Raw genomic sequence first — 12922 nt, forward strand, 5'->3', positions numbered from 1 at the left:
GAGATGGTCATGCCGGGCGACAATACGCAGTTCAAGGTGAAGCTGATTGTGCCTGTTGCCATGGAGCAGGGCCTTCGTTTCGCCATCCGTGAAGGCGGCCGCACCGTCGGTGCCGGCGTCGTCTCCAAAATCCTGGACTGACAAGGCGATTACGGGCGTAGCTCAATTGGCAGAGCAGCGGTCTCCAAAACCGCAGGCTGCAGGTTCGAGTCCTGCCGCCCGTGCACTTGACGCTCCGGCGTCTTACGATAACTTCAAAGGCGAAGTATGAACAAGGTCACAGAGTATCTTCAGGAAGTTGCCAAGGAAATGCGGAAGGTCACCTGGCCTTCTCAGCAGGAGCTGACCAGCAACACCATCGTTACCATCGTTGCCACGTTGGTCATGTCGCTCTTCATCTTCGGGACGGACCGCGTAATCAGCACCGTCCTGGAAGTTATCTATGGTTGATCATGGCTGAAAGAATCCGGAAATGGTATGTCCTTCGCACGTTCTCGGGACACGAGAAGAAAGTGAAGGAGTACCTGGAGCGCGAAATGACCCGTCTTGGGCTCGAGGAGAAGCTCCCCGAAATCATGATCCCGACGGAAACCGTATTCGAAATGCGGGGCGGAAAGAAGCGTACGCGGGAGAAGAACTTCTTCCCGGGCTACATCCTGTTGCATTGTATCCTGGACAAGGAACTGCAGCACATCCTGTCCCAGGTCCCTTCGGTCGTCGGTTTCCTGACGACCGGCGACGAGCCGACTGCGCTCCGTCAGGAGGAAGTGAATCGGATCCTCGGCAAGATGGACGAGGCCCTCGAAGCAGGCGAGCAGCCGGAAATCCCGTTCAAGAACGGCGATCCGGTCAAGGTTGTGGACGGTCCATTCAACAACTTCAACGGCATAGTCGAAGAAGTCTACCCGGACAAGGCCAAGGTCAAGGTCATGGTCTCCATCTTCGGACGGAAAACCCCGCTCGAACTGGACTATTTGCAGGTTGAGCACGAAGAGTGATCTTCGCGGTATGATCTTCACGCCGACTTTGAAATGCGGCGGAACCAACAAGCTTGCGGGCTGTAAATAATCGGCTTGCACTTCTAAGCACGAAACCCAATCGCGGGAGCCGCTTGCTGCGGCGTTTGCACCGCACACCGTTATGGCAAAAAAGATAGACGGTTACATCAAGCTCCAGATCAAGGCCGGTCAGGCGTCGCCTGCACCCCCCATTGGTCCGGCCCTTGGTCAGAAAGGCGTCAACATCATGGAGTTCTGCAAGGCGTTCAACGCGGCAACCCAGGATCGGATGGGTCTCATCCTGCCTGTGGTCATCACCGTCTTTGCAGACAAGTCCTTCACGTTCATCGTCAAGAGTCCACCGGCTGCGGTGCTCCTGAAGACGGCCGCGAAAATCAAGTCCGGCGCCGCCGATCCGCTCCGCGAGACGGCCGGTTCGGTCACGTGGGCCCAGTGCCGCGAGATCGCCGAGCAGAAAATGAAGGATTTGAATGCGTTCGACCTGGATCAGGCGGCACGCATGATTGCGGGTACGGCCCGTTCCATGGGAATCAAGGTCAAGGGCGCGCCCCAGGCCTGACGTTCCCACCCAACAGCCCGCGTGCCATCCTGGCGCACGGGACGGTACAATCACCTGCGGGAGCCGAAAGCATTGGATGCACGGCGTCAGCACCGCACAGATCGCATGATCATGGCAAAAAGAGGGAAACGCTACCGCGCGGTCCAGAAGCTGGTTTCTGAGACCGAGGGGCCCATCGACATGGGTACGGCGGCAGAGCTGTTGAAGCAGACGGCATCGGCCAAGTTCGATGAGTCCGTCGATCTGGATATCCGTTTGGGTGTCGATCCGCGCCACGCCGACCAGATGGTCCGTGGCATGGTTGCCCTGCCGCACGGCACGGGCAAGGATGTCCGGGTCCTCGTCCTGGCTTCGGAAGGCAAGCAGCAGGAGGCACGCGATGCCGGTGCTGACTTCGTCGGTCTGGAAGACATGGCGGAAAAGATCCAGAAGCAAGGATGGACCGATTTCGACGTCATGATTGCGACCCCCGATGTCATGGCCGTGGTCGGCCGACTGGGGCGCATCCTCGGTCCCCGGGGACTCATGCCGAACCCGAAGAGCGGAACCGTCACCATGGACGTGGCCGCAGCGGTGAAGGATGTCAAGGCCGGCAAGATCGACTTCCGTGTCGACAAGGCAGGAATCCTGCATGTCGCCATTGGAAAGGCATCGTTCTCGGCCGAGCAGATCAAGGAGAACGCGGAAGCGTTCATCCGCGAGGTCATGCGCCTTCGTCCGGCATCGGCGAAGGGCTTGTACGTCCGCTCGATAACGCTTTCCACCACAATGGGTCCTGGCATTCCGGTCGATCGGAATGTGGTCACCAGCTCACTCCGGTAATACCATGGCAATGACGAAAACACAGAAGGAAGCGGCTGTTGTCGAGCTCGTTGACAAGCTCCAGCAGACCCCGACCATCTACCTCACGAATTACTCCGGTCTGACCGTGTCCCAGGCAACCGAACTGCGTACGCGGTTCCGTGCTGTTGGCGTCGAGTACAAGGTGGTGAAGAACACCATGCTCCGTCTCGCCATGGAGCAGATCGGTGGATATGACGAAGTGTTCGATGCACTTCATGGCCCCACGGCCGTGGCGTTCTCGGAAGAGCCGTCAGCACCCGCCCGGGTCATCAAGAAATTCCTGGATGAGACGAAGCAGACCCTTCCGTCGCTGAAAGCGGCGCACGTCGAGGGTGCGGTCTATGAGGCCGATGCGCTTGAAATGCTCACGCAGCTCAAGTCGAAGGACGAACTCATCGGAGAAATCGTTGGTCTTCTGCAGTCGCCCATCACGAATGTGGTTGGAGCGCTGCAGGCCCAGGGTTCCAACATTGTTGGCGCCATCAAGACCATCGCTGAAAAGGCGGAAGCCTGATCCTGTAACCATCCCTTAATCAGCAGCCGAGCCCCTCGCGGGTGCAGACAGCTGCAGGAAACAAAGAAACATCATGGCAGATATTGCAAAACTGGCTGAAGAACTGGTCGGACTCACGATCAAGGAAGCCAACGAACTCGCTCAGTTGCTCGAAAACGAGTACGGAATCAAGCCGGCTGCTGCAGCCGTCGCGGTTGCCGGACCGGCTGCCGGTCCTGCCGAAGCCGCTGAGGAGCAGACGGAATTCGACGTCATCCTGAAGTCCGCTGGCGAGAAGAAAATCAACGTCATCAAGGAAGTCCGCGCCATCACCGGTCTCGGACTCAAAGAGGCCAAGGAGATGGTTGACGGTGCTCCGTCGACGGTCAAGGAAGCCGCATCCAAGGATGACGCACAGGCCATCAAGGCCAAACTGGAAGAAGCAGGCGCAGAAGTAGAGCTCAAGTAATCGCTCTATCTGTGACTCCAGCCGAATAGCACGTCCGACTGGCGGGCCGACTCCGATTATATCGGGGTCGGCTTTCGGCGCTTCAAGAGACTACAAGCCGACACCCGGGGCGGCCGATTCCCGGTTCCTTTCCACGGTATCTACCTAGACCATGCCCAACGTCAAAGGTCACGCTGAGCGCCACAGCTTTGCGCGCATCAAGCAGGTTCACAAGTACCCTGATTTCCTGGACGTCCAGCTGCAGTCGTATCGCGACTTCGTGCAGGACGATGTTCCACCGGAAGAACGTGCCAACACTGGCCTCCAGGCCGTGTTCAACGAGCACTTTCCCATCCAGGACAGCCGTGAGCGGTATACGCTGGAGTTCATCCATTTCGCACTGGATGCCCCGAAGCACAGCATTGAAGAATGCATTGCGCAGGGATTGTCCTATTCCGTGCCCTTGAAGGCGAAGCTCCGTCTTTCGAGCAAGGAAGACGAGGATGAGGACGAAGCGGAAGAGGCTGTCGAGCAGGAGGTCTACCTGGGCAACCTGCCGTTCATGACCGAGCGCGGAACGTTCGTGATCAACGGCGCCGAGCGCGTGGTTGTGTCACAGCTGCATCGCAGCCCGGGCGTGTTCTTCGGGCAGAGCATGCATCCCAACGGCACGGCCCTCTTCTCCGTACGGGTCATCCCGTTCCGCGGATCGTGGGTGGAGTTCTCGACCGATGTGGGCAACATGATGTGGGCCTATATCGACCGGAAGAAGAAGCTTCCGGTTACGACGCTGCTGCGGGCACTCGGGTACTCCTCGAATGACGAGATCGTAAAGCTCTTCGACCTGGCCGACACGGTCGACGTCAAGACCAAAAAGGCCTTTGCCAAATTGGTCGGGCGCACGTTGGCAGCCTCGGTATCCGTGGAACGCGTGACGGAAGTCGTGGATGAGGATACCGGAGAAATCATTGAGGAGCGCGTCGAGCGTGAAGTCATCCTTCCTGCCCAGCACGAGCTGGTGGAAGGCGACTACGACAAGCTCAAGGAAGCCGAAATCAAGGTCATCCACATTGTCCGTGAAGTGGACGAGGATGACGACAGCGTGCTCGACAAGACCACGCTGCTGAACACCATCAAACGGGATCCGACGCACTCCGAAAAAGAGGCACTCGAATACCTGTACATGCAGCTCCGCGGAACGGAAGCACCAGACGAAGACACCGCACGTGGTGTCCTCGAGCGGCTGTTCTTCTCCGAAAAGCGGTATGACCTCGGTGAGGTTGGCCGGTACCGGATCAATACGCGCCTGCGGATTGATCAGGACATGGACAAGCTCACGTTGACGCGTGAGGACATCATTGCCATCATCCAGGAACTCATCCGTTTGCAGAACGGCAAGAGTTCAGTGGACGACATCGATCACCTGGGCAACCGTCGTGTCCGCTCGGTCGGTGAGCAGTTGGCCTCCCAGTTCTCGCTGGGTCTGGCCCGCATGGCCCGGACCATCAAGGAGCGGATGAACCTCCGGGATGCCGAGAAATTCACGCCGCAGGATCTGGTGAACGCACGCACGGTTTCGAGCGTCATCAATACGTTCTTCGGAACGAACCAGCTCAGCCAGTTCATGGACCAGACGAATCCGCTGGCCGAACTGACGCACAAGCGACGCATGTCGGCGCTCGGTCCGGGTGGTCTTACCCGTGAGCGTGCCGGCTTCGAGGTCCGTGACGTGCATTACACGCACTACGGTCGCCTCTGTCCCATCGAGACGCCGGAAGGTCCGAACATCGGCCTTATTTCGTCGCTCTGTGTCCATGCGCGCATCAACGATTACGGCTTCATCGAGACGCCCTATCGGGTGGTCAAGAAGGGCCGGGTCACCGATGAGATCAAGTACCTCTCGGCGGAAGGTGAAGACAATGCCATGATCGCTCAGGCCAACGCGCCGATCGACGAGAAGGGCAACTTCGTCAACAAGTACGTCAAGTGTCGATTCCGTGGTGATTTCCCGATCGCCGAGCCGGACAAGATCGACTACATGGACGTGTCCCCGAACCAGATCGTGTCGCCGGCTGCGTCGCTCATTCCGTTCCTGGAGCATGACGATGCCAACCGCGCCCTCATGGGTTCGAACATGCAGCGCCAGGCTGTGCCGCTTCTGCGCGCCCAGGCTCCGCTGGTGGGTACCGGACTGGAAGGTCGCGTGGCCCGCGATTCGCGTGCCGTTCTGCAGGCCGAAGGGGACGGTGTGGTGGAATATGTCGACGCGCGGAAGATCATCATCAAGTACGACCGCACCGAGGACGAGGAACTGCTCTCGTTCGGTGAGTCGAGCGTTACGTACGAACTGATCAAGTTCCGCCGGACGAACCAGGACTCCACGGTCAACCAGAGCCCCATCGTCAAGGTCGGCGACCGTGTCCAGAAGGGTACCGTGTTGACGGACGGGTTCTCGACCGACAAGGGCGAATTGGCCCTCGGAAAGAACGTGCTGGTGGCCTTCATGCCATGGCGCGGATACAACTTCGAGGATGCCATCGTGGTGTCCGAGCGCCTGGTTGCGGACGACGTCTACACGTCCGTCCACATCGAGGAGTTCGAACTCCAGGTCCGGGACACAAAACGGGGCGAGGAAGAACTCACCCGGGAAATCCCGAACGTCTCCGAAGAGGCCACGAAGGACCTCGACGAGCGTGGAATCGTGCGTGTTGGCGCCGAAGTCAAGCCGGGCGACATCATTGTCGGCAAGATCACCCCGAAAGGGGAGACCGACCCGACCCCCGAAGAGAAATTGCTCCGGGCCATCTTCGGCGACAAGGCCGGGGATGTCAAGGACGCGTCGCTGAAGGCGAAGCCGGGCATGAACGGTGTGGTCATCGATACCAAGCTGTTCAGCCGTCGCAAGCTGGATCCGGCTTCCAAGAAGCAGGAGCAGAAGCGACTCGGGGAAATCGAGAAGGAACTGGATCACAGCCTCGCCGACCTGACGGAGAAGTTCTGGGACAAGTTCTTCACGCTCCTGAACGGAAAGAAAGCCGCCGACTTCATTGACCGCGAAGGCAACGTGGTCGTGACCGAAGGTGCCAAGATTACCAAGGGGGCCTTCAAGAACATCGAACCGCTTCAACTCGATCCGCGCATCCCGTTCACGGATGACGAGGATTTGAACGGCAAGGTCAAGCAGCTCATCCGCAATTACGAGCGGCAGCACCGTCTGCTCAACGGCATTGCGAAACGCGAGAAGCATCAGCTCCAGATGGGAGACGAGTTGCCCCCGGGTATCGTGCAGCTGGCCAAGGTCTATGTGGCCAAGAAGCGCAAGATCCAGGTGGGTGACAAGATGGCTGGTCGCCACGGCAACAAGGGTGTTATCGCCAAGGTCGTGCCCGTGGAAGACATGCCGTTCCTCGAGGACGGTACGCCGGTCGATCTCGTCCTCAACCCGCTGGGCGTGCCTTCGCGTATGAACCTGGGTCAGATCTACGAGACGCTCCTGGGATGGGCCGGCAAGAAGCTGGGCACGAACTTCGCGACGCCGATTTTCGACGGGGCAACCGTTGCGGATGTCGAGGAGACCATGAAGAAGGCCGGCTTGCCGGTGGATGGACGTGCACAGCTCATTGACGGCCGGACCGGTCAGCCGTTTGATCAACGCACGACCGTCGGTTATATCTACATGCTGAAGCTGGGTCACCTTGTCGAAGACAAGATCCATGCCCGGTCCATCGGTCCATACAGCCTCATTACCCAGCAGCCGCTGGGTGGCAAGGCGCAGTTCGGTGGACAGCGTCTCGGGGAAATGGAAGTCTGGGCGCTCTACGCCTACGGTGCTTCGCACGTGCTGCAGGAAATGCTCACGTACAAGTCCGACGACGTACAGGGTCGCTCAAAGGCGTATGAGTGCATTGTGAAGGGCGAAAACATGCCCGAGCCGGGTACGCCCGAGAGCTTCAACGTGCTCGTTCGCGAACTACAGGGTCTTGGTCTGGAAGTCAGCCTCGACTGAGTCCTTATTGCAGGTTTTTAACTACTGCCATTCGATATGCCTTACGGAAAACCACAGAAGATCAAGAAGAGCTTCAACAGCATTACCGTCAGCCTGGCGTCCCCGGAAGCCATTCTGGAGCGTTCCTACGGTGAGGTGTTGAAGCCGGAGACGATCAACTACCGATCGTTCAAGCCTGAAAAGGAAGGGCTCTTCTGCGAGAAGATTTTCGGTCCGGTCAAGGACTGGGAGTGCCATTGCGGCAAGTACAAGCGCATCCGTTACAAGGGTATCATCTGCGATCGCTGCGGCGTCGAGGTCACCCAGAAATCCGTTCGTCGCGAGCGGATGGGACACATCACGCTGAGCGTGCCGGTCGTCCACATCTGGTATTTCAAGACGCTTCCGAACAAGATCGGCCACTTGCTCGGTATCCGGTCGAAGGACCTGGAGCGCATTATCTACTACGAGAACTACGTCGTCGTCCAACCAGGATGTGCGGCCGGTCTCGGCGTGGAGGCGAATCAGCTGCTGACCGAGGATGAGTACTTCAACATCCTCTACCAGATCCGCGAGGACAACAACCGCCTTGACGACGACGACAAGGACAAGTTCATCGCCATGATCGGTGGTGAAGCCATTGAGATGCTGCTCTCGCGCATTGATCTGGTCCGTGCCGCCCAGGAACTCCGGTTCCAGATCAAGACGGAAACGAGTCAGCAGCGTAAAGGCGAGGCCCTCAAGCGCCTGACCATCGTGGAGTCGTTCCGTGAAGCCAATCGCCGCATTGAGAACCGTCCGGAGTGGATGGTCATGCGCGTCATCCCGGTCATTCCCCCGGAATTGCGTCCGTTGGTGCCGCTCGAAGGCGGCCGATTTGCCACGTCCGACCTGAATGACCTGTATCGCCGGGTGATCATCCGGAACAACCGCCTGAAGCGTCTTATTGACATCAAGGCACCGGAAGTCATCCTGCGTAACGAGAAGCGGATGCTTCAGGAAGCCGTGGACTCCCTGTTCGACAACTCCCGGAAGGCCAATGCCGTCCGCTCCGACTCCAACCGCGCGTTGAAGTCGTTGTCGGACATGCTGAAGGGCAAGCAGGGCCGTTTCCGTCAGAACCTGCTCGGAAAGCGCGTCGATTACTCCGGTCGTTCCGTGATCGTGGTCGGCCCCGAGCTGCAGCTGCATCAGTGTGGTCTGCCCAAGGAAATGGCCGTGGAGCTCTTCAAGCCGTTCATCATCCGCAAGCTCATTGAGCGCGGCATCGTGAAGACGGTCAAGAGTGCCAAGAAGGTCGTGGATCGTCGCACGAGCGATGTGTGGGACATCCTGGAGAAGGTCATCAAGGGCCGTCCGGTCCTGCTGAACCGTGCTCCCACGCTTCACCGTCTCGGTATCCAGGCCTTCCAGCCGGTACTCATCGAGGGCAAGGCCATTCGGCTCCACCCGCTCGTCTGTACGGCTTTCAACGCCGACTTCGACGGTGACCAGATGGCCGTCCACTTGCCGCTTTCGCACGACGCAAGCCTGGAAGCCATGCTGCTCATGCTGGCCAGCCACAACATCCTGAGCCCGGCCCACGGCGGACCGATTGCCGTTCCGACGCAGGACATGGTGCTCGGTCTGTACTACATGACGAAGTCGCGTGCCGGTCTCAAGGGAGAAGGCATGCGGTTCGGCAGCATGGGAGAAGCCCGTCAGGCCTTTGATCAGGGTCGCGTCGACCTGCACGCCCGCGTCCAGGTCCGTCTGGACGACGGTGCGAAGATTGACACGACCATGGGACGGATCCTCTTCAACGAGATCGTTCCATCCGCGGTCGGATACATCAACGAGGTGCTCACGAAGAAGAACCTTCGTGGCGTCATCGGACGCGTCCTCAAGGCGACCGGCTTCCCTGAAACAGCTGCCTTCCTGGATGCCATGAAGCAGCTCGGATTCGAGAATGCCACGACGGCCGGCCTCACGTTCTCCATTGCCGACATCATTATTCCTGACGCCAAGGAAGTCATGATCAATGCGGCGGCCAAGGAAGTGGAGAAGGCCCGCAACAACTACTCCATGGGCTTCATCACGGAGAACGAACGCTACAACCAGGTCATTGACATCTGGACGAAGACCAACAACCAGGTCTCTGAAGTGCTGTTCGATACGCTCACCAAGGACCGGGACGGTTTCAACGCCATCTACATGATGGCCGACTCCGGTGCCCGTGGTTCCAAGGAGCAGATCCGTCAGCTGGGCGGCATGCGTGGTCTCATGGCCAAGCCGCAGAAGAGCTTGGTCGGTAGCGCCGGTGAGATCATCGAGAACCCGATTATTTCCAACTTCAAGGAAGGCCTGTCCGTCCTTGAGTATTTCATTTCGACCCACGGTGCCCGTAAGGGTCTGGCCGATACGGCCCTCAAGACGGCCGATGCCGGCTATCTGACCCGTCGTCTGGTGGACGTTGCACAGGACGTCACCATCACGCAACAGGACTGCGGAACCCTCCGGGGAATCCGCATTTCCGCGCTGAAGGACAACGAGGATATCGTGGAATCGCTGGCCGACCGGATCCTGGGCCGCGTATCGGTTCACGATGTGACCGATCCGCTCACCAATGAAACGCTGGTGGGTGCCAATGAGCTGGTTGACGAGGAGAAGGCCCGCGCCATCGCCGAAACGTCCATCGAGGAAGTGGAAATCCGCTCCGTACTGACGTGTGAGTCCCGTCGCGGCGCGTGTGCCCGATGCTACGGACGTAACCTCGGCACCAACCGGATGGTTGAGGTCGGAGAGGCCGTGGGTGTCATTGCGGCTCAGTCGGTCGGCGAGCCTGGTACCCAGCTTACCCTCCGTACCTTCCACATCGGTGGTACGGCCAGCCGTATTTCGGCTGAAAGCACGGTCCAGGCCAAATTCTCGGGCAAGATTGCATTCGAGAACCTGCGCTCGGTCGAGTATGACTCGGGTGAAGAGACCCGCGACGTGGTCCTGTCCCGTCAGGGTGAAATCCGGATTGTGGATCCCAAGGACGGGGATCGGCAGTTGATTTCGAACCTCATTCCCTATGGAGCCGATTTGCTGGTCAAGGAAGGCGACATGGTGGAGAAGGGTCAGGTCCTGGCAAGCTGGGACCCCTACAACGCCGTCATCATCTCGGAAATGGCCGGTACGGTGGGCTACCAGGATATCATGGAAGGCACGACGTTCCGCGAGGAATCGGACGAGCAGACCGGATACAAGGAGAAGGTCATCATCGATACGCGTGAGAAGTCCCTCACGCCGGCCATCATGATCACGACCAAGGACGGCAACATCCGGGAATACCCGCTGCCGGTCCGTGCCCGTATCCAGGTCAACGCCAAGGAGAAGGTCGCTGCCGGCCGGATCCTGGTCAAGATCCCACGCCAGTCCGCCAAGACCCGGGACATCACGGGTGGTCTGCCGCGTGTTACCGAACTCTTCGAGGCCCGCACGCCGACCGATCCGGCCGTCGTCGCGGAAATCGATGGCGTCGTCACGTTCGGCGGTCGTAAGCGCGGTTCACAGGAACTGGTGGTTACCAGCCGTGACGGCACGGAGTCGAAAGCCTACATGGTGCCCATGACGAAGCACATCCTGGTACACGAGAACGATGTCGTCCGGGCCGGCGATGCCCTGTCCGACGGGCAGATTGCACCGCATGACATCCTGGCCATCCTCGGCCCGCGTGCCGTACAGGAGTACCTGGTCAACGAAGTCCAGGAAGTCTACCGACTCCAGGGCGTTACGCTGAACGACAAGCACATCGAATGCATTGTCCGCCAGATGATGCACAAGGTTCGCGTTGCCGACCCAGGCGATACAAACCTGCTGGAAGACAACCTCGTGGATCGCTTCCTGCTTGAGGAAATGAATGATGACTTGTATGACAAGTTCGTTGTGACCGACCCCGCAGAGTCCGAGCTGGGCATTGGCGATGTCATTGACCGACGTGGATTGCGCGAAGTCAATTCGCAGATGAAGCGTCAGGACAAACCGCCGGTCCTGGTTCGCGAGGCACAGCCCGCCGTTGCCGATCCGGTCCTGCTGGGTATTACGCAGGCCTCGCTGTCCACGGATTCATTCATCTCGGCGGCCTCCTTCCAGGAGACGACCAAGGTGCTGACGGAAGCCTCCATCGCAGGCAAGTCCGATCCGCTCTACGGTCTGAAGGAGAACGTGATTGTCGGCCACCTCATCCCGGCAGGAACCGGTCAGCGTCGCTTCCGCGACCTGATTGTGGGCTCCCGCAAGGAACTGGCCGAATTGGAAGCCGCCGTGGGCGGTTCCCAGTCCTCCGACGACGAAGGAGACGGCGGCCTGGTCGTTCCGTAATGAAGCTTCGGTGCAGACGCGCCGGCCGTGCATCTGAAGTGCACGGCCGGCGTAGTCACCGGCATGTTACGCGCTGTATATGAATGGGTAGGAGCCGGAGGGACACTGTTCCTCGCAACGATCGGCTTCATTTCCGCCATCTCACTGCTCATGGCCGTCGCCGGCGTGGTCATCCGCGGTTGGCCCCGACCGTTGAAGTGGGTGGTAATCGTGGCCATGTCCCTGTTGCCGCCCCTCTCCCTGTTCGTCTTGGGCTATATCCACTTCAAGGAGCAGACCTACCGGCGCCGACGCATCGCACAGCAATAGCCGATGCAACTTCCCGCTCGAACGTGCCGCCCGTCGGCAGGTTGACGAGCGCATCCCCCCAGATCATGGTGGATGATCCCCCTCCGTCCAGATTGACAGCATCGACGGCTCCTGCAGAGCGCATGAGTTCAGCCAATTCTTCCAGCGAAACACCCCGGCTGCCACCCTGGCGGCCATCCACGACCATCAGGATGAGATCGCCTTCCTGCGTGATTCCTGCAGCGGTTCGCGGGTGAATGTTGGGAATGCTGGTGCCGAAAAAGACCTCGGCATCGGTGGCGATGTCCATGGAACCGGCCGCCAGGAGCCTGGGGCCGCCGGAAACGGCATCGTAAGCATCCCATCGACGGAAAAGGGAGTCGGCAGGCACGGCACCGGGTTTGCCGGGTTGGTTCGCGACGGGCGCCGCCAGCCACACGAGGGAGTCCCCGGAAGAGGTTATCCAGCCCACCGACGGACGATCGTCCTGCGTGAATCCAATGGCGGAACGGGCCACCTCATATCGGATGCCGTCCCGGAAAACCCCCGTCGTCGGACCATTCAGGAGCCGTCCTTCGGACAGCAGCAGACCCACGTGGGTCGTGGGCGTCACGTCCATCCTGAAATATCCGCCATTCACCAGGAGGCAGGCACCGCTCTCCCGTGCCAGGTCGGACGCCGATGCGCGTCCGTCCGGATCCCGGGGCGCCACCACGGCAATGTCGATTCCGGGGAAATCCGTATCCACGTGGGCATACCAAGCGTTGACCGGCAATGTCCCGCTTTCGAAGGCATGGATGGTGATTCCGTCGCCCGATCCTGGCAACTGCACCCATGTACCGGGTTTCTCGTAGGAAGGTGAGCATGCCGCTGCTCCGAAGAGAGCGAGCACCCACGCGAAAAGGATGGACGGTCGAATCATGTTTCAAAATACGACGCAAAC

At 59.5% G+C, this 12922-nt stretch carries 11 protein-coding genes and 1 tRNA gene; 11 read left to right on the top strand and 1 reads right to left on the bottom strand.

All coding sequences use genetic code 11. The features are described 5' to 3' along the window. The 11 genes from tuf to RIE53_11940 all read left to right on the top strand — a co-directional run. Positions 1-141: elongation factor Tu (gene tuf, locus RIE53_11890; GenBank protein ID MEQ9105384.1), on the top strand; the 141-nt coding region annotated here is incomplete at its 5' end. A 10-nt stretch (positions 142-151) separates the two neighbouring features. After that, positions 152-224, top strand: a tRNA-Trp gene (locus tag RIE53_11895). Between the two features lie 43 nt (positions 225-267). Further along, positions 268-450 (top strand): preprotein translocase subunit SecE, encoded by a 183-nt coding sequence (secE, locus tag RIE53_11900; protein MEQ9105385.1) that lies wholly within the window; start codon positions 268-270, stop codon positions 448-450. A gap of 2 nt (positions 451-452) precedes the next feature. Then, positions 453-998, top strand: a complete 546-nt coding sequence (nusG, locus tag RIE53_11905; protein ID MEQ9105386.1) for a transcription termination/antitermination protein NusG — start codon at positions 453-455, stop codon at positions 996-998. Positions 999-1140: 142 nt separating this feature from the next. Beyond that, the gene (rplK, locus tag RIE53_11910) at positions 1141-1578 is read left to right on the top strand and encodes a 50S ribosomal protein L11 (protein MEQ9105387.1); all 438 of its coding nucleotides are present in this window, start codon (positions 1141-1143) and stop codon (positions 1576-1578) included. 111 nt (positions 1579-1689) lie between these two features. After that, positions 1690-2400 (top strand): 50S ribosomal protein L1, encoded by a 711-nt coding sequence (gene rplA / locus RIE53_11915; protein ID MEQ9105388.1) that lies wholly within the window; start codon positions 1690-1692, stop codon positions 2398-2400. Between the two features lie 4 nt (positions 2401-2404). Next, a complete protein-coding gene (rplJ, locus tag RIE53_11920) occupies positions 2405-2935 on the top strand; it encodes a 50S ribosomal protein L10 (protein ID MEQ9105389.1) in 531 nt (176 codons plus the stop codon). 73 nt (positions 2936-3008) lie between these two features. Beyond that, on the top strand, positions 3009-3383 hold the full coding sequence (rplL, locus tag RIE53_11925; protein ID MEQ9105390.1) for a 50S ribosomal protein L7/L12: 375 nt from the start codon (positions 3009-3011) through the stop codon (positions 3381-3383). Between the two features lie 151 nt (positions 3384-3534). Continuing rightward, positions 3535-7368, top strand: a complete 3834-nt coding sequence (rpoB, locus tag RIE53_11930; GenBank protein MEQ9105391.1) for a DNA-directed RNA polymerase subunit beta — start codon at positions 3535-3537, stop codon at positions 7366-7368. A gap of 36 nt (positions 7369-7404) precedes the next feature. Beyond that, the gene (gene rpoC, locus RIE53_11935; protein ID MEQ9105392.1) at positions 7405-11691 is read left to right on the top strand and encodes a DNA-directed RNA polymerase subunit beta'; all 4287 of its coding nucleotides are present in this window, start codon (positions 7405-7407) and stop codon (positions 11689-11691) included. 63 nt (positions 11692-11754) lie between these two features. Beyond that, positions 11755-12000: a hypothetical protein gene (locus tag RIE53_11940; protein MEQ9105393.1), complete on the top strand. Its 246-nt coding sequence runs from the start codon at positions 11755-11757 to the stop codon at positions 11998-12000. Here RIE53_11940 and RIE53_11945 read toward each other — a convergent pair. Next, a complete protein-coding gene (locus RIE53_11945) occupies positions 11957-12901 on the bottom strand; it encodes a phosphodiester glycosidase family protein (protein ID MEQ9105394.1) in 945 nt (314 codons plus the stop codon). The two genes, RIE53_11940 and RIE53_11945, sit on opposite strands and share 44 nt — an antisense overlap. Positions 12902-12922 lie beyond the last annotated feature (21 nt).

The organism is Rhodothermales bacterium (genome assembly GCA_040221055.1).
In the GTDB taxonomy this organism is placed as follows: Bacteria; Bacteroidota; Rhodothermia; order Rhodothermales; family UBA10348; genus 1-14-0-65-60-17.